14 protein-coding genes are annotated in these 23,451 nt (G+C 49.6%); 7 read left to right on the top strand and 7 right to left on the bottom strand.

Annotated elements, in window-relative coordinates; translation table 11 throughout:
• The first annotated feature begins 263 nt into the window (after nt 1-263).
• On the top strand, nt 264-2,132 hold the full coding sequence (locus ACOCLE_RS08655) for a histidine kinase (RefSeq protein ID WP_419536361.1): 1,869 nt from the start codon (nt 264-266) through the stop codon (nt 2,130-2,132).
• Nucleotides 2,125-2,784, top strand: coding sequence for a two-component system response regulator NarL (gene narL, locus ACOCLE_RS08650; protein WP_419536360.1), 660 nt, complete (start codon nt 2,125-2,127; stop codon nt 2,782-2,784). The genes ACOCLE_RS08655 and narL overlap by 8 nt, the downstream gene beginning before the upstream one ends.
• 110 nt (nt 2,785-2,894) lie before the next feature.
• Here the strand turns inward: narL and mukB are convergent, their stop codons facing one another.
• From mukB to ubiG, 7 genes are all read right to left on the bottom strand, one after another.
• Nucleotides 2,895-7,307 (bottom strand): chromosome partition protein MukB, encoded by a 4,413-nt coding sequence (gene mukB, locus ACOCLE_RS08645; RefSeq protein ID WP_419536359.1) that lies wholly within the window; start codon nt 7,305-7,307, stop codon nt 2,895-2,897.
• Entirely contained in the window at nt 7,304-8,137 is an 834-nt protein-coding gene (locus ACOCLE_RS08640; RefSeq protein ID WP_419536358.1) for a chromosome partition protein MukE, read from the bottom strand. The genes mukB and ACOCLE_RS08640 overlap by 4 nt, the downstream gene beginning before the upstream one ends.
• A complete protein-coding gene (locus ACOCLE_RS08635) occupies nt 8,124-9,494 on the bottom strand; it encodes a hypothetical protein (protein ID WP_419536357.1) in 1,371 nt (456 codons plus the stop codon). Before ACOCLE_RS08635 ends, ACOCLE_RS08640 begins: the two co-directional genes overlap by 14 nt.
• A 381-nt stretch (nt 9,495-9,875) precedes the next feature.
• Nucleotides 9,876-11,525, bottom strand: coding sequence for an HAD family acid phosphatase (locus tag ACOCLE_RS08630; protein ID WP_419536356.1), 1,650 nt, complete (start codon nt 11,523-11,525; stop codon nt 9,876-9,878).
• Between the two features lie 182 nt (nt 11,526-11,707).
• Nucleotides 11,708-12,454 carry a YciK family oxidoreductase gene (locus ACOCLE_RS08625; RefSeq protein ID WP_419536355.1) on the bottom strand — a complete coding sequence of 249 codons (747 nt, stop codon included), beginning with the start codon at nt 12,452-12,454 and terminating at the stop codon, nt 11,708-11,710.
• Between the two features lie 68 nt (nt 12,455-12,522).
• The gene (locus tag ACOCLE_RS08620) at nt 12,523-13,233 is read right to left on the bottom strand and encodes an HAD family hydrolase (RefSeq protein WP_419536354.1); all 711 of its coding nucleotides are present in this window, start codon (nt 13,231-13,233) and stop codon (nt 12,523-12,525) included.
• 91 nt (nt 13,234-13,324) lie between these two features.
• The gene (gene ubiG / locus ACOCLE_RS08615) at nt 13,325-14,038 is read right to left on the bottom strand and encodes a bifunctional 2-polyprenyl-6-hydroxyphenol methylase/3-demethylubiquinol 3-O-methyltransferase UbiG (protein ID WP_419536353.1); all 714 of its coding nucleotides are present in this window, start codon (nt 14,036-14,038) and stop codon (nt 13,325-13,327) included.
• A gap of 569 nt (nt 14,039-14,607) precedes the next feature.
• Between ubiG and gyrA the strand changes: the two genes are divergently transcribed.
• The 5 genes from gyrA (at nt 14,608) to ACOCLE_RS08590 (ending at nt 23,425) form a co-directional block, all read left to right on the top strand.
• Entirely contained in the window at nt 14,608-17,229 is a 2,622-nt protein-coding gene (gene gyrA, locus ACOCLE_RS08610) for a DNA gyrase subunit A (protein ID WP_419536352.1), read from the top strand.
• 164 nt (nt 17,230-17,393) lie between these two features.
• Nucleotides 17,394-18,512, top strand: a complete 1,119-nt coding sequence (gene serC / locus ACOCLE_RS08605; RefSeq protein ID WP_419536351.1) for a 3-phosphoserine/phosphohydroxythreonine transaminase — start codon at nt 17,394-17,396, stop codon at nt 18,510-18,512.
• On the top strand, nt 18,512-19,597 hold the full coding sequence (pheA, locus tag ACOCLE_RS08600) for a prephenate dehydratase (RefSeq protein ID WP_066013183.1): 1,086 nt from the start codon (nt 18,512-18,514) through the stop codon (nt 19,595-19,597). The genes serC and pheA overlap by 1 nt, the downstream gene beginning before the upstream one ends.
• A gap of 221 nt (nt 19,598-19,818) precedes the next feature.
• The gene (gene hisC / locus ACOCLE_RS08595; RefSeq protein WP_419536350.1) at nt 19,819-20,925 is read left to right on the top strand and encodes a histidinol-phosphate transaminase; all 1,107 of its coding nucleotides are present in this window, start codon (nt 19,819-19,821) and stop codon (nt 20,923-20,925) included.
• Nucleotides 20,926-21,052: 127 nt separating this feature from the next.
• A complete protein-coding gene (locus ACOCLE_RS08590; RefSeq protein WP_419536349.1) occupies nt 21,053-23,425 on the top strand; it encodes a bifunctional prephenate dehydrogenase/3-phosphoshikimate 1-carboxyvinyltransferase in 2,373 nt (790 codons plus the stop codon).
• Nucleotides 23,426-23,451 lie beyond the last annotated feature (26 nt).

The following is a 23,451-nucleotide window of genomic DNA, read 5'->3' as shown; positions in this document are numbered from 1 at the left end:
TTAAACGTTAACTGTTGCTTTCAAGTGGATGATAATCCCTTGAGTAAAAGGGTAAAGACGGTGTAAACCGGGGTGGCAGGGTAGGGGTATTAAGGTTGTACCTCTAAAGAGGTATAAGCTTGGTGGTTCTTCTCAGGTTATGATTCTCGAAATCAGAAAAATAGCGTTAAAAAACAAGGGGGTCTCTTAATTCAGGCTTCATTTGAGTGCAGGCCTTGCTGCATATGGGGCTCTTATGGGACAAGTCAGAAAATAAGAGGTATATGCCTTCAACTGTAGGGAATGTTGATCTGGATCAATTAGTCTTTGGCTCTGACCAGGAGCAGAAAAAAAGTCGTATCGGCTCTCTGAGGCAGAAAGCACTGCTGGTGATATCAGGCATCTGTCTTCTTGCTCTGGTCAGTGTGGGTAGCTCTTTGTGGTTTGCCCTGGTGACGGAGAGTGATGCGGCGGCGATCAATATCTCAGGTTCTTTGCGCATGCAGTCCTGGCGACTGGCTGAACATGTCCTGATTCCTGAACTGACCAGTCCGGACACGCTGAACCGGTTACTGGATATCTATGACAACAGCATCAACAGCGAACCTCTGAGAAAATTACTGGATGATCGGAGCGATCTGGGTGAGGCCTATCGGTTGGTGGCCAGCCAATGGTTCTCAGAGATGAAACCACTGCTGGCTGACCCTCAGGGCTACGAAGCCTTTGTTCATCAGGTGCCGGAGTTTGTTGATCATATTGATCGTATGGTGAACTCACTGCAGCTGCATACCGAGCAGAAACTCCAGCAACTGTTTTTAACGGCGTTGTTTGTGCTGGCAGGTATTCTCACCATGGCATTGATGACCATCCGGTTTATTAATCGCCATCTTCTCAAGCCAATGGATGACCTGGGCAATGCCGCAGGTCTTATTCGAAATGGTCAGTTCAGTGAACTGGGTCTGAATTATCAGTCCAGTAATGAAATAGGAAACCTGACCCGGACCTTCCGTGTAATGGCCCTGGAACTCGGAAATCTGTATGGCCAATTGGAAGAAAAAGTAGAAGAGCAGACATACGCACTCGCCCAGTCCAATCATGCCCTTGAGCTGTTGTACAAAGCGTCCAGAAATCTGGCAACCAATCCATACGATGAGCATCTGGTGGCTTCTCTGGCCAGAGAATGGCAGGAGTTACTTGGGTTGGAGGATTGTTATCTGTGCCTTTCTGATACTGAAGACAGTAACCGTTTGCAGAGAATTGCCAGTGATCGCAAAAGGACCTGTGCCGGAGAGCATTGTGCGGACTGTCTGAATAAAACGATGGCAGGGGCATTGCCTGAACCAAAATCATGGCAGTTTGTTTTGTTGTCCAGGCAGCACCGTTTTGGTTTTTTGAAAGTAACCGCTGGTTCATCCATTGATCTGTCCGAAGAGAGTCAGCAATGGCTGCAGACCTTTGCCGATATTATCGCGACCGCCATTGACCAGAACCGCTCCAGAGCCCATGAACGACGGATGTTGTTGATGGAGGAAAGGGCGGTGATCGCCAGAGAGCTTCATGATTCTCTGGCCCAGGCACTCTCTTATCAGAAAATTCAGGTACTGCGCCTCAGGCGGCAACTGGAAAAGTCGGAAGCCCTCCCATCGGTTGTACCGATCCTTGATGAATTAAGGGAAGGCACGAACAATGCCTATGCCCAGTTAAGGGAGTTGTTAAGAACCTTCAGGCTGACCCTGTCTGAGGGAGGCCTTGAACAGGCCCTGCAAAAGACATTGGAAGAGTTCTCTCAGCGTTCACCGGACATTCATTTCCTGCTGGATTATCAACTGCGCTTTTCCAGCATCGGTGCCCATGACCAGATTCATGCCCTGCAGATTGTACGGGAAGCGCTAATGAACGTGGTAAAACATGCAAAAGCCAGTGAGGCCCGGGTCAGCTGTTTTATAACCGGTGATGGATCTCTGGGCATTACCGTGACTGACGACGGTTGTGGTATTGAGGCCAAACCCTCAGCACACGGTCATTATGGCACAACCATTATGCGTGAACGCGCGGCCAGTATGGGTGGAACACTGGATACCCGGAGGTTATCGTCTGGGGGGACGGAAGTGTATCTGGAATTCGGGCGGTCTGAAGAGAGAACTTATGAGTGAGCAAACCATCGATATTCTTCTGATTGATGATCACCCTTTGTTGCGAAAGGGCCTGGCCCAGTTAATCAATGAAGAAGACGGATTACATGTGATTGCTGAGGCTGGCAGTGGGGAAGCCGGGCTGGAAGCTGCGATCAAACTGGAGCCAGACTTGATCCTGCTGGATCTGAATATGAAAGGTATGGATGGTCTGGAGACGCTCAAGTCGATGAGAGCCGCTGACGTAGACAGTAAAGTGATCGTTCTGACGGTTTCCGAGCATCGAGAGGATGTTGCCGCGATGTTCCGGGCCGGAGCCGATGGCTATCTGCTGAAAGATATGGAACCGGAGGATTTACTGCTTCGAATTGGTGACGCTGCTCGTGGCAAGCTGGTAGTGGATGACAGGCTGGCGGAAGTACTGGCGTCGTTGCTCAGGCCCGAACAGGAGCAGGAAGACCGGCTGGAGCTGCTTACGTCCAAGGAAAGAGAAGTTCTTCACCTGATCGCTGAAGGTTTGGCCAATAAGATGATTGGACGGAAACTGTCGATCAGTGAGGGAACGGTCAAAGTGCATGTAAAACGGCTGTTGAAAAAGCTGGGTGTCCGCTCCCGGGTTGAGGCAGCAGTGTGGGTGCTGAGAAAACAAACTGCTGACGATGTTTTAGGCTAATTTGAGAAACCTCTTAAAAAAAATGAACGAAAAGCTAACCAAGTCATATAAATTAGCTCAAGCATCACTAGAGAAATCAATATGACTTGGTTGGTGAGAAACATTATTTCTTACGATTCACTAACCTGAGGCAGGCGTCCCTTCACCCCGGAAAATATAACGTGTTCATAAGGCTCCATTAATCGAACCATACGCCAGGTGACGCCATTTTTGGGCAGTACATTATCTGGAGCACCAACCAGTAATTGCAGGGACTGATGTCCACACAGCTCTTCCAGTGTCGCCAGGGCCCTGGCATCTAGACGGGCGGCCTCATCGAGAAAGAGAAGGCGACTGGCTGCATGGCCTTTCCCATAGCGGTTTTCTGTAGTGACCTCCCATGAATGCAACACCATGGTGAGAATAGCCAGGCCAGTACCAATCGCTTCTCCCGTAGACAGGTTGGTCGGGTTGGCCGGCTCATAGTGCTGACTGCCCGCGCGTTTAATCAGGATTTTCAGGCGAATATACTCACGGTAATCGAGCAGTTTGTCACCGACGATTGTGCCGCCCGTTTCCTTTTTGAACAGGTATTCCAATGCAGACTCGACGGTCATTTCAGGCTTTTGGAACAGGTCTGCATAAAACTCCTGTTGCAGGGCATCAAGAATTTTCTGAAAGCTGTCAATGACTTCGAGTTCAATTTTTATGGAGCGGACGGTGCCAAAATGAACGCTGGAAAGCGCTGCATTTAACTGGTGAATCTGCTTACGCTCTTTATTGATTTTGCGTTGAATGTTCTGGCCAAGACTGTCTGATTCGGCAAGGAAACGCTTTTCTGCATCTTTCAGCAGGGTTTCCAGACGGGTAAGGTGCTCTTCCAGCTTTTCAAGGTTCTGCCTGGGGTCATCGGACTGGTAAAGGGTCTTATCCATCCGTTGCGCCAGATAGCGCTGAGAATCCACAAAGCACTGGAATAGAGTAGGAAGGTCTGAGTTGTTACTGTCCAGCAGTCGCTGGTAAAGCGAGCTTTGTTCCGTTTCAAGGGCTTTGGTCAGCGAGGCTTTTGCGGCAGCTAGGCCGTTTCGGAGGATATCATCCTCCTTATCCAGCAGGTGATGGGTATGCAGACGGTTCTGCTGACCCGACTGTTCAACCATGGTGATGATGGCTGAATAATTATCACAGGCTTGTTTAACCCTGGGTTGAAGGTTATGGATGTCGGCAATGGTATTGCTGAGCAGCTCCTCGGTCTGCTTTCGGTCCGTCTCGGCAGCGACTTTATCTTGCTTCTTCTGCACCAGTTCACGGGCAAGGTCTGCCTTTTCTTTTCTGGTGACAGACAGTTGCTGCTCATACTCTCCTTTAATTCCATCACGCCAAGTAAGGGGAATCTCACTGATCTGTTGCCGAGCTTCAGCCTGATCTTTCAGGTTTTTGTCCACCAGTGTTTCGGTTGACGTGATGCGGGTGGCCAGTTGACTGCATTGGAGTCGCAGTTGTTCAACTTCCAGCCCTTTACGACTCGCTGAACTTTTCTTATGGCTATATTCCACTTTGAGCTGTTTCTGAAGGTTGTCCGTTTCTTCCTGACGGGCAACCGATTCCAAAAAGCGTAAATTGGGTGACTGACTGATAGCGGTGCTCAGCAAGTCTTTCTGCTGACTATAAAGGCTGAGCTGTTGCCTGAGTGAATTAAGCTGATCTCTCAGCTCATCAAGATCCTCTACCGGAGGCTGTTCAATATAGAGTCGATGAGACTGCAGCTGTTGAATGTCGTTTAAATGCTGATCCAGCCAGTACTGTGCCTGTTCAGCTTGTTGCAGGGATTCTTTAATGGCTGAAAGTGATAGTCTGGTTGGGTCATCATCTAATAACCAGGCACTGTTTTGCCATTGCTCCAGGGAGCGCACAACCCGGTTTAACTCTGTACTGGTTCTCTGGGCTTCTTCTATGGATGCAGTATGCGATTCAAATTGCCACTCAACTTCACGAATCTGCTCAACCAGTTCGGTTACCGGTGGCTCGTCAAGACCTAACCAGTGGCTTCTGGCGGATAGTTGGTCGAGAATCCCCTGACAGCGCTCCAGCTGTTTTTTTCGTATAGCCAGCGTCTGTAGTTGATCCAGCAGGTTTTCTTCCTGCTCCTGCAATCGTAGTTGCTCTTTTTCACGTGCCAGTCTGCCAATCGTTGGGAACTCAGGCTCGCGGCTTAGACGGGCGATGCGTTCACCCATTTCTACCAGAACGCTGCCGTCTTCTTTCTGCTCAAGGGGCGTATGAAGATAGTCGTCTTCCGAGAATGAACTGCCGGGCTCTCCAGATAATAGCCAGATGTGGTCAGGCCGGTCGCTTTCTTCACGAATAATGGCGGCAGCCTTATCGATATTTTTTACCTGGATGGCATGTCGCAAAGGGCCAAATTTTGCTTCAAGCCAGGCGGCTTCCTCCAGAGAGATATCGTCATTATCAAAATAATTACTGATGACAACACCGCCCGTGAGTTCTGCCAGTCGCTGCAGCTGCTGCAGCTCACTGGACGCTTTGATCTCAAGCTGGCTCATCCGGCTTCGCAGTGCTTCCAGCTGTTCACTGCAACGCGCCTTGGATTCAACGTTGATTTCCTGTTCTTCACTGACCTGCTGGCGGAAGGCAGAGAAATCCTGACTGCTATTCAGGGCTGCATTGGGTTGAACCGACAGAATATCCTGTGAGAGTTTTCTGGCTTCACTCCAGTGAACGTGGTCCATTCGGGCTTTATTTAACGCTGACTGCAGCTGGTCTCTTTTGTTAGCCGACAGGTCCCGCTCTCTATTAACGGTTTCTGTGTGCTCCTGCAACTCCTGCAGCTTCCTGCTGGTGATCCCAAGGCAACTGTTGTAGCTTTGTTGGTCCCTAATTGTTGAATGCCAGGTTTCAGGCAGTGCCGCTAACGCCTGCTTGAGCCTTTTGAGTTGTTCGGTGCCCTGCTGGCATTGTTGATGTTGTTGCTGCAGCAGAGGGATGCGAGCTGCCAGCTTTTCCTGCTGTTGGCCATGCGATAGCCAGTGGTCCGCACGGCTGGCTGCCTGATTCAGAGGGACATCTGTGTCACCCAGTCTATCCAGATGACTGAGAGTGATCTCAAAGTGACGGCGAATGTTTTCCGCCTGCTCCAGTAATGGCAACTGCTGGTAGTACTGCTCTGATGCTTCCTGTTGAACCTGAAGGTGACTGTCCAGGAGTGCTGCCAGCTCTGAAGCTTGCAGGTCATTCCGATGAAAAGCAGAGCGGACTTCGTTCAATGCACGTTCGGCGGCCAGGTAGAGCCCTGCTTTTCTGGCTTCTTCAGAGTATGCCTGCTGAACACTGGTCAGCTGATCAACCAGCTGAGTAACATCCGCCTGAAGCAGTTCAAGCTCTTCCGACTGCTCCTGATATTGATCATCTAGCTGAGCTTTTTGCTCATTCAGGGTTTCCAGCAGTGCACTGTGGTTACTGTGTTCATCTGCTAACCGTTCCAGATGAGTGTGCAGACGCTCAAGGTCTTTCGCCTGCTCGAGTTTCAGTACGATGTCTTCTTCTCGAAAAGCCACCTCATCTTCCAGTGTCTCCAGCACCTCAAGACGGGTTTCAATGGCGGCCAGTTGTTGTCTTCTGGTTTCAAGCTGATCTTCTGCCTGACGTTGCTGTTGCTGTTTCGACTGCAAAGTATTCTGCAGACGGGTTTGCTGCTTTTCAGACCAGGCCAGTACGTGTTCCCCAAGGTCGTAGCTGCTATCGAGCACTGCCCGTATTACTTTGCGGTCGCTTCGGGAGCTTTCAATCTGGCTGCGAGTGCGTTGCGTCTCTTTCAGCGCATTTTGCATGGAACCAATGGACTGGCGAACCTGATGGTCAGCGGGTAAAAGATAGTCTCTCAGCCCTTTCTGCAGTTCAGAAGACAGTCCTCCATAAAGGCTGGTTTCCAGCATTCGATAGTAGCGCTGTCGATCCTGACTGTTTTCCATTCGGCGGGGAATGATGCGCTGGTTGAACTGCCACTCCATATATTGTGCAGTGGTATCAAAACGAATCAGTTCTCCCCCCAGCAGTGAGATTTGATTTCGAAGCGCTTTACCGTCCAGTGCTTCATAACGCTGGCCTTCTCCGGGTACTGGTTTCATGACCAGGTCCCGCACCGGGATATCCGAATCAATGTCACTGATGGCAAATAGCTTGAGTTCAACACGGGGTTGGCTTAAGCGCTTGAGCTGTACGCCAGCGATCACCCGTTTTCCATCGTGTGTTATATAATCGGTGAGGCTGTAGCAGGTGCCCGCATTGATTCGTCCCCATATGCCATTATCACTTCGATCCTGCCCACTGTCGGAGTTGTTCCGCAATCGAACAAGCCGGTTATCGGGTACACGGTTAACCAGCAATGCGCCCATGATGGTCGTTTTACCGGCACCATTGTGACCAATCAGGTTGGTCATCAGTGGATGCATTTCCAATGTTTTAAAGAAGATGCCCCGGAAATTTACCAGTGTCAGGCTACGAATTTGGGTTCTGTTGTGGTTCATGCTTCCTGCTCTTCTTCCATCAAGGACTCGTATTGAGGTGTGGTCAGGCCGTTGTCTGTTTTGTCTGCTCTCTTCTGGTCTTCAACCCGGGAGTGGCAAGTATCATCCTGACGCTTTGACCGTCTTGGATGTTCTATTGATGAGTCCGTTTCATCTTCAGAGTCAAAACTGATGTATCCATCCGTAACCAGTGCTTCCATAGCTGCCCTGGTTGCTTCTGGCGTTGAACTGATGGCACGAACAGGCTCAATAAAACGCATCAGCGGTGACTGCGTTTGTAATCTATTGGCCTGGTTTCCTTCCAGTCTGACCATTCCAAGCCTTGCCAGTGTTCTTATGGCTCTACGAAGCGTTTCCATGGCTTTTTCACGATCTGCCTGAGTTTCGATTTTTCGGCGTTCCAAAAGCAGGCAGAGGTAGTCTGTGTCCAGTAGTAATCGCATACGTTCGTATATGGCATCCGCTGATATCCATCCATTGTCTTCCAGTTGTTCCGGGTCAAGATGGAACATGGCAAGCACCTGACCAACAATCATTGAGAGGGCATCAAGTTTCTGCGATCGAATCCAGTTTTTCCCTCCGGTAGCGGGGCGAAGGTAATAAAAGGACTCTGGAGCTTGTATCAGGTCGCTACCGTATCTCTGGTAATGTTCACTGAGCAAGTGGAATCCGTTACGGATCATGTTAAACAGTTGATGGCTTCGAGCATCGATATGCTCACCCCGACGAAGCCGTGAATCCAGTTCTGGAAAGTAATCATCGCTCATCAGGTCATTGATGTGCTGATAGGGGGGATGATCAATCAGCTCTTTACTTTCAACCTTGTCCATCAGTTAATATCTCCGTGAGCTGTTCATTTTTGCTGATTGCTGTTGGATGCTGCTCCAAATTCAGGTTTTCAGCATAAAAGTCAGGAACGATGGGGTGCCAATGTGAATTCGGTATTGACGTTTGCTCTTTCTGAAAGCCGCTCTCAGTAATGGCGCTGAACAGCCAGCCAGCAACCATGTGAAGCTTTTCCATGGGCCACTGCATGGCCAATAAAGCCAGTGCCTGTTCATAAGAAGGCAGCTGCCCCGTTCGCTTTATTTGATGCTCCAGCCAGGATCTGACTTCCTGTTTCAGCGCATCAAGGTCCTCCAGTGCAGCAGGGGCTCCTTCATCATGGATGATTTGTGCCCGGTTCTCTGTGGGAAGAGGTGGCTCAACGTCCCTCAGCCTGGTCAGCTTCTCCTCTGAGCTGTAGCGGAGAAACCAGGGGTTTTCCTGGTAATTGAGGATTCCTTCCCGCACCCTTTCCATTAATGCTTTGCGCTCATCCATGGTTACAAATTGCCGTAAATATTGATGAACACGGTGATGGAAACCTTCCCAGTGGTTCATTCGTTGAACACTCCAGTGTTCGATTCGATCCAGGTGTTGCTCCAGCCTGAGAACGCTATTCACTGCATTATGACGGCCTGCATTTCCGCAGCATCTGGCAATGGTGTCGAGAAGGGAACGAAGGTCGTGACAGGAGGCGAGAAGAAGCCGTTGTAAATCCTGTAAATGCGATTGTGTGCTGGTTAACAGTTGTTCGCACTGGTTGATGCTGTTTTGCCAGTTCTGTTTAAGTAACTCAACCACTTCTCTGCGGGTATTGACCGCTTCGCGGTCCAATTGTCGCTGGCGATGATCAATTGCTGTAACCAGCTGATTGACCGTAATGTCCAGTGGCGTTTCTATCTGCAGCTTCCAGAAGTGTTCGTTCCCTCCGTTAGTAGCAGAGTCCCTGATTTCTCTCAGGTGACTGGCTACGGTCATAAACAGAGTGCTCAGGGCTTCTCTGGATGCCTCCATGCCGATACAGACAGAGTCCACAATTTGCTCGGCAAGTGGGGTTATCAGGTAAGCGTGCTGTTGCTGTTCTCCACCCTCCAGACAAATCAACAGATGCTGCTGTAGAAGTCTGCGAATGGTTTCATTACAGCGTTGAGAAGCCTCTTCCCCTGAGCAGTCAACACGAGCCTTTTCAACACTCCGAAAGACGACGTAAAGTTCATCTTCACTGAACTCAGGTTGAGATTCTGCCTCTTTCCAGAAGCGAAGTGCCGAGAGGTAAGCCATATCAGCAGGTTGTAATTTGAGGCTGATACCTTGTGTCAGAATGTTACTGACCAGTGAGGGGATATGTCGTTGTACAGGCAATTGTTACTCCGTTAATCAATTACATCAGGTATTGAGCCTAAGTGAAGAAATGCGGCAATAGCAGAGGTGGTAACTGGTCTGAAAGAGCGGCGAAGCGTCACAATCGGGTTTCAGCTTTCATTATGAAAAACTCTGTATATTGCGTAAAGCAAAAAACGAACAGGGTCATTACAGCGGCGATATTGTAATGACGAAGCCTGACTATCTGAAGATAGAGCTTGTGCGCATAGGCTGTTCGGAAAGTGGATATGTTAGCAAAATTCCAGACACGCTATTCTTTAGTGGGTTTTATGGAGCGTGCCACGGCTTTTCTGCTCTGGCTTGACCTACCCTGAAACAGGGTAGGTGGCTCTTAATCAGTAATAACGCATCCCACTATGACTAGAGTTGATCCGATTGGTAGAGGTTTTTCTCCGGCCAGTCCTCTATCAGGCTCTTTCTGAGCTCAGAGCGTTCCTGCTCACTCAAATGGCATATATCCTTCCCTGCAGCCTTCGAATAATAGTGCCACATCCATGTTTTGTTGACTGGGTTGGGAATGATAAAATACTTCCTGCCATACTGATCCTTTGTTCGTTCAACGGACGATTTTTCAAAGGGTGATAAACCCTGCTCTTTCAGGTCAAAGTCATCCAGTAAATCACCCACAAAGAGTCGGATGTCATAGTTAATACCATCGACTTTTCCTGATGCAATGGCTTTGCGCTGGTACTCCTTATCGCAGCTTTTTCTACTCCTTGGGCAAAATTTTGCACGGTTAAGCAAATGACTTTGCTTAACTTTAGGAAATCCATGGTAACTAAGCTGCTTTAATGTGAAGTCTTCTACATCGCCTTTATGGCCAGGTCGGCCAGAGGAATGTTCCCTAGCGGTCAGGTAGAAAATTTCATAACCCAGTGCTGCCGCTTTGTTCAAAAACTCTCTGGCTCCGGGAATTGACGAAGCTTCCAGCTGTTGCTCAAAGTTCTTCATTTTTTCGGTGGGATCTGAGAATTTTTGGCAGAGTGGTGGCGTTACATGAATGGGGGGGTAGTCAATCAATGTTCCATCGATATCGACAACAATGGCTTTGTTTTTTGCGTTTCGATTTTCAGGAAGCTCAAGTGCTTTACTGGCCAGATTATAAGTCTGAAGGGCTGTTGCCTTAAAGTCTGCTGATTTACGGATCCAGAGATCCGCCATCATTACGTGTTGCTTATAAAGCTGAGAAATATTCAGAGAGCAATTTTCCTGCTGGGTTATCTGTACCCGGGCATTATGTTTTTCTTCAGGAGGAAGCGTTCGGTAATCTGTGGTGACTGCTTCCTCCCAAAAGCCATAGACCGTGTTGGGTAAGATAAACCACTCAATACCGAATTTATTTTGATTTTGATAAACCCAGTTTTTTTTCACTGGATAAAGCCCCTTGTCAACTTCCCCAAGGTCTTCCAGCTGATCACCAAACAGCATGACTGGGTAATAACCCATGTTGATTATTTGTTTTCGTTTGTCCTCTTTACTGAGCGTTACATTCTGTTCATTTTGCAACAGAATGTGGTGCTCATCACGTACTGGGTATCCCAATTTCTTTAATTTATCGAGGGTTACGGCTTTTACATCATTAAACCGCCCACTGATATAAAATATCTCCACCCCCTTTCTGTAAGCTTTCTGGAGAAAATCGACCGAGCCGGGGAGGGCTGTTGCCTCCTGATGATTCCACCAGTATCTTGATCGCTCAATATTTTTGGATTCATTGGTGTCAACCATACTGCTGAAATACGCAGTGCTGGGAATGAGTGTGTCATCAATATCTGTGATAATGGCAGGCTTTTTACCTTCCGGTAAATTCAGCAGGATGTTATCCAGCTGATCGGTGGCGGTATTAAAGCTTTGATGCAGGTAAGCTGCATACTCTCCTGAAAGCTGTTGCCAGTTGGCTGCAATTATGACCTCATTGTTTAAATCTTTTTGATCGTAGCTGTTGACGGACAATGATTGCCCCCCCAGAAATGGGGCGACTAGCAACGCAGCCAGGATTTTCTTATCCATAGATTCGAAATCTCATCATTATGATTCTGATAGAATTGACCGGTACAGGATAGACAATGAAATTTGAGCGCTATGGAAGACTTTGTTCTCAGTTTGCTTACAGATAAGTTCCTTTTTGTTGACAAAGGAGTTGAAATTATCGTTTGAAACCCTGACGTAGCATCAGGGTTATCAGCATTTTTTTATTCTGCCTGGGCATGAAAAGCCTGACCATTTATCTCCTGGCTTTCGTCACCCATCAGGTAAAGGTAAACCGGCATAATGTCTTCCGGGGTTGGCAGTTTCTCCGGGTCTTCTCCTGGGAAGGCAGAGGCTCTCATTGAGGTACGGGTGCCGCCAGGATTGATGCTATTGGCACGAACAGAGCTGATGCCGTCCTCCTCATCCGCCACGATTTGCATCAGGCCTTCAGTGGCAAATTTGGAAGCGCTGTAAGCTCCCCAGTGGGCACGTCCTTTATGACCCACTCCGGATGACGTGAAGATCACGGACGCTCTTGCAGAAAGGCGGAGCAGGGGCAGGAGTTCCCGGGTCATCATAAAGGCGGAGTTCAGATTTACCTGCATGATTCGCATCCAGGTTTCTGTTGGAAACTGGCTGATGGGTTTCAACTCACCAAGAAGACTGGCGTTGTGTAACAGGCCGTCTAACCGACCGAATTCGTTCTCAATGGTTTCTGCAAGATTGCTGAAATCGATATCGCCAGCACTTTCCAGGTTGAGTGGATAGATGGCTGGCTGCGGCCACTGGTTGAGTTCGATTTCATCATACACCGCTTCCAGTTTTTCAGTGCTTCTGCCCAGAAGAATGGCCGTGGCACCATGGCGGGCATAGGTCAGGGCGGCGACCCGGCCAATCCCGCTGCCTGCTCCGGTTACCAGTATGACTTTATCCTTCAGAAGGTCTTTCGGAGCCTGGTACTTAAACATGTTTCTACTCTCTGGTGTTTGTTGGCTAAACGATTTAAGCAATTCAGCACGAAAATCACTGCTCTTGATCAGGCATGAGACCTGTCGTTGATGATTTGCCAGTTGTGCTGTTCAAACCAGTGGTGCAGCTGCTGGACATTGTCGATATCCAGATCTGCGCCCCACAGCGCAGGGTCGTCCCCTTCAGCAATGTAGCCATAGTGTGCGGCAACAGTGATCATACCTGCTTTTTTTCCTGCTTCGATATCGCGAAGATGGTCACCAATATAGACACTGGCCTCCGGTGAGCAGCTGGCCTGTTTGCAGGCAAGAAAGAGCGCTTCAGGGTCCGGTTTCGGTTTTTTGACATCCTCTGGGCAGACAATGGCCTGACTGCGCTCAAGCAGGCCGATTTGTCGGATCAATGAGAGTGCATACGGCCTGGGTTTGTTGGTGACGATACCCCAGGCAATATCACGGCGCTCAAGTTCCTCGATCAATGGCAATATGCCAGGGTAGGGTTGTGCGAACGTTGAACGACGGTGATCCTGGATGTGGCGGTCATAGTATTGCAGGAACAAGGCTCTTTTCTGTTCCAGCTCATCTCCAGGTGTGAGATTAAAGGCAAGCTTCATCAGTGCCCTTGAGCCCGCTGAAACATTCCGCCGAATCACATGGCCATCCATCGCGGGGTGCTGGTGATCAGTCAGCATTTGATTCACTGTAATCACAAAGTCTTCAGCGGTGTCCAGAAGAGTGCCATCCAGATCAAAAAAAACGCCTTCAATGGCTTTCATCATCATTACTCTTTGTTGTTTCCTTGATGGCGGTAGTTCTGGTTGCTTTGAGACTGTTCTTCCAGAAGTCATGCCATCAATAGGAGGGTGCTTGCTATGATGTTGGCTTAGAACCATAAATCAGGTAATTGACGTCTACATCCTTTGGGTTAAGTCGGTACACTTTGGTTATTGGGTTGTAGGTCATGCCGGTCATATCATGAGTGTTGAGACCCGCTTTTCTCATGTCACGGCTTAATTCACTGGGTTTGATAAATTTGCTGTGTTCATGAGTGCCTTTGGGTAGCAGTTTGAGTATGTATTCCGCACCGACAATGGCGAAGAGGAAAGACTTGGGGTTACGGTTGATTGTGGCAAAAAAGATCTGCCCACCCGGTTTCAGGAGTTTGCTGCAGGCTTTGATGACGGAGGCTGGGTCAGGGACGTGCTCCAGCATTTCAAGGCAGGTAACCACATCAAACTGGCCAGGCATCTCTTCAGCCAGCTCTTCGGCGGTAATTCGGCGATAGTTCACTTGAACGCCACTTTCCATGCTGTGCAGGCGGGCAACGGATAGAGGCGCTTCACCCATATCAATACCGGTTACCTCGGCACCACGTTGAGCCATCGACTCACTCAGGATGCCGCCACCACAGCCAATATCCACCACGCGTTTTCCAGCCAGTCCAACACGTTCATCAATATAATTCAGGCGCAGGGGGTTGATCTGATGAAGCGGCCTGAACTCACTGTCCGGATCCCACCATCGGCTGGCCAGTTCTTCAAACTTGGCGATTTCTCCAAGATCCACATTTTGGGCTGAGCGCATTTCGGGCATTCGTTCTGATCCGTCAAAGCAGTGTGATTGAGGCAGTCAGGGCTGCCATATGTGCGGATTATACCGTTAATCCTGCAGCCGACCACAGTATTGATTTCTGGTGCTGACTGAGGTTTGAAAATTAACCCGTAACTCTCGTGGTTTTATCCCAGAGATATCTCGCGATCACAGCATGGACTGTGGTATTCTTCCTTCTTTATTGGTTGTCGAGCCAATAGCTGTATCATTGAGAAGTGGTTGACTGGAGTACGCTCTACCTGCTCTTGGGATTGCTGTTTTGTAGAAAGTATCTGTCTCATCTGGTGGTTGTATTGAAGATGGTGCTGAACTGTTTGCTCATGTACCCAAAGAGGCAGGCCTGCATCACCCGGCTGATAATTACCTCTTCCCACAGCTGATGAATGATGGTTCACCTTGGGTGATCCTACGAATAGTGATGCCTTGAGTGAAAGCGTTCTTATGAGTAGAGAGCTTTTCAACATCGGTATCCTGGTCCACAGAACTGGAATGGATGCTGACCGCTATCTGTTGGCCGTAAGCAAAAGGACGACTGGGTTTCCATGACTGAAATTGCCAAAGAGATTCTCCCGGTAAATATTGAAGATGAGCTCAAGCAGTCCTATCTGGACTACGCCATGAGTGTCATCGTTGGTCGTGCCCTGCCTGATGTACGTGACGGGCTTAAGCCCGTGCACCGGCGCGTACTGTTCGCCATGAGCGAACTGGGCAACGACTGGAATAAACCCTACAAAAAATCTGCACGTGTTGTCGGGGATGTGATCGGTAAGTATCACCCTCACGGCGACTCAGCAGTATATGACACCATTGTCCGGATGGCGCAGCCATTTTCCCTGCGTTACATGCTGGTTGATGGTCAGGGTAACTTCGGTTCCATTGACGGTGATTCCGCCGCAGCGATGCGTTATACGGAAATCCGGATGGATAAGATCGCCCACCAGTTGCTGGCAGATCTTGATAAGGAAACTGTTGACTACGTTCCAAACTATGACGGTACCGAGCAGATTCCGGCCGTTATGCCAACTCGGGTGCCGAACCTGCTGGTGAATGGGTCTGCTGGCATCGCCGTTGGTATGGCGACGAATATTCCACCTCATAATCTCACAGAAATCGTTACCGGTTGCCTGGCATTACTGGCCGATGAAACGCTGACCGTTGATGATCTGATGGAGTATATCCCGGGTCCTGATTTTCCAACGGCCGCCATGATTAATGGCCGCGCCGGGATATTGCAGGCTTATCGTACAGGACGTGGCCGGATCTATATTCGTTCCAAAGCGGATATTGAGCATGACGAAAAACGCAATAAAAGCACCATAATTATTAATGAAATACCTTATCAGGTTAACAAGGCTCGTCTGATCGAGAAGATTGCCGAGCTGGTTAAGGATCGTAAGATTGAAGGTATTGCAGAGCTTCGTGATGAATCTGATAAAGATGGTTTGCGCGTCGTTATTGAGTTAAAGCGTGGTGAAAATGCTGAAGTCGTTTTAAATAATCTTTATGCCCAGACACAGATGGAGACGGTGTTTGGCATCAATATGGTGGCGTTGCAGGACGGCCAGCCAAAATTGATGAATCTGAAAGATATTCTGGCTGCGTTTATCCGTCACCGTCGGGAGGTGGTGACCCGTCGGACCGTATATGAACTGAGAAAAGCCCGTGAGCGTGGTCATATTCTGGAAGGTCTGGCAGTTGCCCTGTCCAATATCGACCCGGTTATTCAGCTGATTAAGGACTCTCCAACCCCTGCTGAAGCAAAAGAAAAGCTGGTGGCCAAGGGGTGGAATCCGGGTCATATGATGGAAATGGCGGAGCGTGCCGGCGCAGATGCCTGTCGTCCTGATGATCTGCCGGAGGCTTATGGCCTCAGAGATGGCCTTTATTACCTCTCTCCAGGGCAGGCTCAGGCCATCTTGGAGATGCGCCTGCACCGGCTGACTGGTCTTGAACATGAGAAGCTTCTCTCCGAATACCGTGAACTGCTGGACAAAATTGCCGAGTTGATTCTGATCCTCTGTGACCCAATGAAGCTGCGTGAAGTTATTCGTGAAGAACTTGAACAGGTCAGGGATGAGTTCGGTGATGAGCGCCGTACTGAGATTACCAGCTCCCGTCGTGACCTGACGGTAGAGGATCTGATCGATGTAGAAGATATGGTGGTCACCCTGTCCCATGGTGGCTATGCCAAGACGACATCTCTGGATACCTATCAGGCACAGCGTCGTGGTGGTCGTGGTAAGTCAGCGGCTTCCGTTAAGGAAGAGGATTATGTCGAGCACATGCTGGTAGCCAATACCCATACCCAGATCCTCTGCTTCTCCAGCAAAGGTAAGGTTTATTGGCTGAAGGTTTACCAGATTCCGCAGGCTGGCCGAACGTCCCGTGGTCGACCCATCGTTAATATTCTGCCGTTGGAGCAGAATGAGAAAATCACGGCCATGTTACCGGTGGAAGAGTTTACCGAAGGCCATTTCGTCTTTATGGCAACGCTCAACGGTACCGTTAAGAAAACGCCTCTGGAGCAGTTTTCTCGTCCACGCTCTTCCGGCCTGATTGCACTGGGCCTGGATGAAGGCGATACGCTGGTGGGTGCTGAAATTACCACGGGAGAAAAGCAGGTAATGCTGCTGTCCAATGGCGGTAAAGCGGTTCGCTTCGAGGAAACCGATGTTCGTGCCATGGGCCGTACCGCCCGTGGTGTTCGTGGCATGAAACTGCCTGAAGGTCAGCGGATCATCTCTCTGATTATTCCAGAGGAGGATACCCAGATCCTGACAGCCAGTGCCAAAGGTTTCGGTAAGCGAACTGCTGTAGACGAGTTTCGACTGACCAGTCGTGGTGGTCAGGGCGTTATCTCCATGCAGTGCACTGAACGAAATGGTGAAATCGTTGGCGCTATTCAGGTGAAGAGCGGCGAACAGATTATGCTGATTTCAGACCAGGGGACGCTGGTGAGAACCGGTGTTGATGGCGTATCTTCGCTGGGTCGTAATACCCAGGGTGTTACGCTGATCAGGGTTTCTGAAGGTGAAAAACTGGTGGGTGTTGCCCGTGTCGAGGAGCCAGAGGCTGTCGATGTGCCTGAACTTGAGGCAGAAGCCGCTGGTGAGGCAGAAGGGCAGGGTGATCCCGTTGAAAACGAAGGGACGGTAGAATCCTGATAGTTTGAAAAAACGCCAGCCCAGTGCTGGCGTTTTTATGCCCAGGGATGGACGGTATGTTGGCAATGCAGGATCAATGGCCACTATTTGTTAGATAATATTAGCTGCAAAATTTTTTACGTAATGACCAGGGTAAACCGCCGTTAAGTGGAGAGGGAGTCATTGTGAAGCATTGTGTAAATGATGTTCTGGCACAGCTGGATAATCGGGTTTACAACTTTTCAGCCGGACCTGCACCGATTCCCCATGAGGTGCTTCAGCAGGCTCGCGATGAGATGATGAACTGGCAGGATGTGGGTGCTTCTGTGATGGAAGTAAGTCATCGTGGTAAGGAGTTTCTCGCGGTTGCTCATGAGGCAGAAAAAGACCTGCGTGATCTGTTGAACATCCCGAATAATTATAAGGTGCTTTTTCTTCAGGGTGGGGCGCGGGGACAGTTTGCCGCGGTACCATTAAACCTCAAAGGAGAGAAGACCTCTGCTGACTATGTCAACAGTGGTCACTGGGCTCAGTCGGCCATTAAGGAAGCTCAGCGCTATCTGGATGTGAATATTGTCGCTGATGGCAAGTCCAGTGCCTTTAATACCATGCCTGCAGAAGACCAGTGGCGGATAAGCAGAGATGCTGCTTATCTGCACTATACGCCGAATGAGACCATCGGTGGTCTGGAGTTTTCGTTTATTCCTGAGACGGGTGATGTGCCGCTGGTTGCGGACATGTCTTCCAATATCTTGTCTGGCCCGATTGATGTCAGTAAGTTTGGTGTTATTTATGCTGGTGCTCAGAAGAACATTGGCCCGGCAGGCCTTACTGTCGTGATTGTTCGTGATGATCTGTTGGAGCGCGGTTCATTGATGTGTCCTGCGGTACTGGATTATAAGCTGCAGGCCAACAATGACTCCATGTATAACACACCGCCCACCTTTGCCTGGTATCTTGCTGGCCTGGTCTTTAAATGGTTGAAAAAGCAGGGTGGGCTTGAAGCGGTTAATGCGCTCAATGAACGTAAGGCCACCAAACTGTATGCTCAGATTGATGGTTCCGGTTTTTATCAGAATCCGGTGGATCCACAGTGGCGCTCCCGCATGAATGTGCCTTTTACGCTGATTAAGCCTGAACTTGATGCGACATTCCTCGCCGAGTCTGAACAGGAAGGCTTCCGTTACCTGAAAGGACATAAGGCAGTAGGCGGTATGCGGGCAAGTATCTATAATGCAGTGCCAGAGCAGCATGTGGATGCGCTTATTGACTTCATGAAAGAATTTGAACGGCGGTACGGATAATGGCAGAAGAGAAGTTGGGGCAGTTGCGAATTCAAATTGATTCGCTGGATCAGAAAATTCTTGACCTGATCAGCGAACGTGCGCGATGCGCCCAGGAAGTGGCCCGTGTAAAAACAGAAGCTGACCCCTCTGCTGTGTTTTACCGCCCTGAGCGTGAAGCTCAGGTGCTTCGTAAAATCATGAAGAAAAATGACGGTCCTTTGAATGATGAAGAGATGGCCCGTCTGTTTCGTGAAATAATGTCGGCCTGTCTGGCCTTGGAAGACCCGGTCAAGGTCGCATTTCTGGGGCCTGAAGGCACATTTACCCAGCAGGCTTCGCTGAAGCACTTTGGTCATTCCGCTGTTTGTGTCCCGATGGCGGCTATTGATGAGGTGTTCCGGGAGGTGGCTGCCGGTGCCGTCAACTATGGTGTGGTGCCGGTTGAAAACTCCACGGAAGGTGTTGTCAGTCATACGCTGGACAGTTTTTTGGACTCTTCACTGAAGATCTGTGGTGAAGTGGTTCTCCGTATTCATCAGCACATGATGGTTTCAGAAAACACCCGACGGGATCATATTACCCGTATCTACTCCCATGCCCAGTCATTTGCCCAATGTCGTAAGTGGCTGGATTCCCACTGGCCAATGGCTGAACGGGTGGCAGTGAGTTCCAATGCGGAAGCGGCCAAGCGAATCAAGGGAGAATGGAACTCGGCGGCTATTGCCGGTGATATGGCTGCGGAAATGTATGGACTGGAAAAAATCGCAGAAAAGATCGAAGACCGCCCAGACAATTCAACCCGGTTTTTGATCATTGGTAATCAGCCGGTTCCGCCCAGTGGTGATGATAAGACGTCAGTCGTGATCAGCATGCGCAACCAGCCGGGTGCGCTGCATGCAATTCTTGAGCCTTTCCATGTCCACAACATCGACCTGACACGGGTTGAGACCCGTCCCTCCAGAACAGGGATCTGGAACTATGTGTTCTTTGTGGATTTTGAAGGTCATCAGGATGATCCTGTCGTTCGCAAGGTGCTGGAGAAGCTGGGTGAGCGTGCCAACGATCTTCGGGTTCTTGGTTCTTATCCCAAGGGTGTTCTCTAATTCGTTGTTGAAATAATAAGCGAGCCAGTTTTCAGTAGGAAGCTGGCTGGGCTTAACTGCATTTTGCAGTCTGTTTTTGTCTGGCAAGCGTATAACCTCTGAAATTTTCCATAATCAATAAAAATTGCCACGAGTTGGAAATGGCTTTCTTCATCATCTGAAACGATTGGTGGTTAAAAAAGCCCGTTTTCAAGTTCAATAACCCAACTAAAGGTCGAGTTATGTCCTGTGATTTTCTGGAGCTGGCGGTACCCGGAGTAAGAGGAATGAGTCCTTATCAACCTGGCAAGCCTATTGAGGAGCTTGCCAGGGAGCAGGGCTTGAGGGTTGAGGATATTGTCAAACTGGCCAGTAATGAAAACCCTCTGGGTCCACCACCTTCAGCCGTTAAAGCAATGGCTGAATCTCTTGCTGAGCTTGCCCGTTATCCGGATGGCAGCAGTTATCAGTTAAAACAGGTTCTGGCAGAAAAACTGAAGGTAACACCTGAACTGTTAACCCTGGGTAACGGGTCGAATGACGTGCTGGTGCTCCTGGCGGAATCTTTTCTGGATACCAACAGTTCAGCTGTTTTTTCTCAGTATGCTTTTGTCGTTTACCCATTGGCTGTGAAGGCAGTAGGTGCTGAAGGTATTGTGGTTCCAGCGCTGAATTACGGTCATGATCTTGATGCCATGGCTGAAGCGATCAAATCAAATACCCGAATTGTTTTTCTGGCAAACCCTAATAACCCAACAGGTACCAGCTTCAGCGAACAGGAGCTGGTTGGTTTTCTTGGTAAGGTGCCGGAAGAGGTCATCGTTGTCCTTGATGAAGCCTATTTTGAGTATGGTGTGGGTGGTGACCTGCCAAATGGCATTGAACTGCTTGACCGCTATCCAAACCTGGTGGTTACCCGCACTTTTTCCAAGGCTTACGGGCTGGCGGGAGCGCGAGTTGGTTACTCGATATCCAACCCTGAAATAGCGGATGTACTGAATCGTTTAAGGCAGCCATTCAACCTGAATCTTCCTGCCCAGTTCGGTGCGGTTGCAGCTCTGAAGGATGATGCGTATATGCAGAAGTCCATTGAGATTAATCAGCAGGGTATGGAGTACCTGGAGCAGGGGCTTGCTGGTCTTGGACTGAGTTGGATCCCTTCATCGGGTAATTTTATTACGGTTGATCTCAAGCGTGATGCTATGCCGATTTATGAAGGATTGCTGTCAAAGGGGGTTATTGTTCGTCCTGTCGCCAATTACGGTATGCCTGAACACCTTCGTATTTCAATTGGCTTGCCGGAAGAAAATCGTCGTTGTCTGGAAGCGCTGAGCCAGGTGCTGACATAAAAGAACGCCTCCCGCCTCCCACTTCCTGAAAGCCAGATTGGTTTGTACTTGAAAAGCCAGATTGGTTTGTACTTTTACGGGAAACCGGCAGCGGGAAGCGGATAGCGTTCTTATAAGGAGTGCGTTTGTGAAAACAGTTGATACACTGCTGGTGGTTGGGCTGGGCCTGATCGGGGGATCTTTTGCGGCGGCGGTAAAATCTGCCGGAGCGTGCCGGCAAGTGTATGGTTATGATCTGAATAAGGCTTCATTGGAAGAGGCGGAGGCGCTTGGGATCATTGATTGTGGCTTTGAGAATCTTTCTGAGGGGGTTGCGGCCGCTGATGTGATTATGCTGGCTGTTCCCATGCTGGCAATGAGGCCGGTGCTTGAGCAGATATCGCCATATTTACTTGGCGGTAGAGCCGCTCAGAAAGTGGTCACTGATGCCGGGTCCAGCAAAAAAGCGCTGCTCGATGCTGCGCTTGAGACCTTTGGAGAGATTCCCGCCTGGCTGGTGCCCGGTCATCCCATCGCGGGGTCTGAAAAAAGTGGTGTCGGTGCAGCGAAAGCTACTTTGTTTCAGGCGCATGATGTGATCCTGACCCCGTTGAAACATACGGATGATCTGGCACTTGAAAAGGTGAAGATGCTCTGGGAGGCCTGCGGGGCAGTGGTTACCAGTATGGATCCTTATCACCATGATGAGGTTCTGGCGAAGACCAGCCATCTTCCTCACTTTCTGGCATTCTCACTGGTGGATACGCTTGCCGGAAATCCTGATAATCAGGATATCTTCCGGTTTGCTGCCGGTGGGTTTCGAGATTTTACCCGGATAGCTGGCAGTGATCCTATTATGTGGCATGATGTTGCGCTGGGTAATAATCAGGCAGTGCTGGAAGCACTGGATGAGTTTACCGAAGGTCTTCAGGTGCTCCGAAAGGCGATTATCCAGAAAGACAGCCAGTCGCTATTGGGGATATTCAGTCGTGCGCAATCCGCACGTCAGCATTTCTCTTCTCTTCTGGAGAGCAGGAAGCAGCGCGTGAAGCCATTGCCTGATACTGCGATGGTCCACTCTGTTTTTTCGGGCTCCGTACTGGTTGAAGGTGAAGATACAAAACAAGAAGTTATGGAAAGTATGAAAGAAAGTAGTCAGACGTTTATTGCCAGCCCGGGAGGATCGATCTCAGGTGAGTTGCGTGTTCCCGGGGATAAGTCGATTTCTCATCGTTCCATAATGCTGGGTGCTCTGGCGGAAGGGGAGACGGTGGTTGAAGGGTTTCTCGAAGGAGAGGATGCCCTGGCAACCCTGAAGGCATTTCGGGACATGGGGGTTCAGATTGACGGCCCCTACCTTGGGAAGGTCACCATTCAGGGTGTAGGCATACATGGCCTCAAGCAGCCGGAAGGGCCACTTTATCTTGGTAATGCCGGTACAGCCATGCGGTTGATGGCCGGGTTGATGGCGGCTCAGTCCTTTGATGTCACCTTAACCGGTGATCACTCCCTGTCAGGCCGACCTATGAATCGGGTAGTGGACCCTCTTGGTCAGATGGGGGCGACCATTGAGACTTCCGAAGGAGGGCGTCCACCACTGAAGATCAAGGGTGGTGCACAGTTAAAAGGTATTGAGTACCATCTGCCCATGGCCTCAGCACAGGTGCAGTCCTGTTTGTTACTGGCTGGAATGTACGCTGATGGTGAAACAGTGACGGTTGCTCCGGGAATTGTTCGTGACCATACCAATCGTATGCTTAATGGTTTTGGTTACCCAGTCTCTGTCAGTGGCGAGAATGGCTGCCGGGTTGCCATCAAGGGCGGTGGAAAGTTAACTGCTACTAGAATTGATGTGCCGTCCGATGTGTCATCGGCTGCATTTTTCATGGTAGCTGCCTCAATAGCAGAGGGTTCAGAAGTTCGTCTTTCCCATGTAGGAATGAACCCGACCCGTTCTGGTGTGGTTGAGATCCTTCAGTTGATGGGCGCAGATATTACTCTGGAAAATGAGTCTGTTGTGGGCGGAGAGCCGGTGGCTGATCTGGTAGTGCGGTCAGCTCAGTTGAAAGGTATTGATATTCCTGAGCGCCTGGTTCCCATCGCGATTGATGAATTTCCAGTGCTTTTTGTTGCAGCCGCCTGTGCAGAAGGCAGAACGCTGCTGACAGGGGCCCGTGAGCTCCGGGTTAAAGAAAGTGATCGAATTCAGGCTATGGCAGATGGCTTGATTGCTCTGGGTATTGATGCACAACCACTGCCTGATGGTATGATGATCAATGGTTCCGGAAATACTCCTTCTGAAAGGAAAGGAGAGCCTGTATTTAACGGTGGCACTATTGACAGCCATGGCGATCATCGTATTGCCATGTCATTCGCAGTAGCTGCTCTGCGGGCAAAAGATGATATTCGCATTCTCAACTGTGCAAATGTGGCGACTTCATTCCCGGATTTTGCAGGTCTGGCAAATCGAGCCGGTATGCGTATTGTGGTAACCGAAGGTCTTGAAGACGGTTCCTGTTAAGGCGGTTTGTCCGTCTGATTAACCTG

Origin of the sequence: Endozoicomonas sp. (genome assembly GCF_965196975.1) — a bacterium.
Classification (GTDB): domain Bacteria; phylum Pseudomonadota; class Gammaproteobacteria; order Pseudomonadales; family Endozoicomonadaceae; genus Endozoicomonas.
Note: the sequence above shows the minus strand (reverse complement) of the source record. Positions and strands in the feature narration are given on the sequence as shown.

Excerpts from the sequence above, each read along its gene's own strand:
- ubiG (WP_419536353.1), bottom strand. The coding sequence starts at position 14,038 with ATGCGCTCAGCCCAAAATGTGGATCTTGGAGAAATCGCCAAGTTTGAA.
- ACOCLE_RS08640 (WP_419536358.1), bottom strand. The coding sequence starts at position 8,137 with ATGGACAAGGTTGAAAGTAAAGAGCTGATTGATCATCCCCCCTATCAG.
- pheA (WP_066013183.1), top strand. The coding sequence starts at position 18,512 with ATGGCAGAAGAGAAGTTGGGGCAGTTGCGAATTCAAATTGATTCGCTG.
- ACOCLE_RS08620 (WP_419536354.1), bottom strand. The coding sequence starts at position 13,233 with ATGATGAAAGCCATTGAAGGCGTTTTTTTTGATCTGGATGGCACTCTT.
- gyrA (WP_419536352.1), top strand. The coding sequence starts at position 14,608 with ATGACTGAAATTGCCAAAGAGATTCTCCCGGTAAATATTGAAGATGAG.
- hisC (WP_419536350.1), top strand. The coding sequence starts at position 19,819 with ATGTCCTGTGATTTTCTGGAGCTGGCGGTACCCGGAGTAAGAGGAATG.
- mukB (WP_419536359.1), bottom strand. The coding sequence starts at position 7,307 with ATGAACCACAACAGAACCCAAATTCGTAGCCTGACACTGGTAAATTTC.
- narL (WP_419536360.1), top strand. The coding sequence starts at position 2,125 with ATGAGTGAGCAAACCATCGATATTCTTCTGATTGATGATCACCCTTTG.
- ACOCLE_RS08655 (WP_419536361.1), top strand. The coding sequence starts at position 264 with ATGCCTTCAACTGTAGGGAATGTTGATCTGGATCAATTAGTCTTTGGC.
- ACOCLE_RS08625 (WP_419536355.1), bottom strand. The coding sequence starts at position 12,454 with ATGTTTAAGTACCAGGCTCCGAAAGACCTTCTGAAGGATAAAGTCATA.
- ACOCLE_RS08630 (WP_419536356.1), bottom strand. The coding sequence starts at position 11,525 with ATGGATAAGAAAATCCTGGCTGCGTTGCTAGTCGCCCCATTTCTGGGG.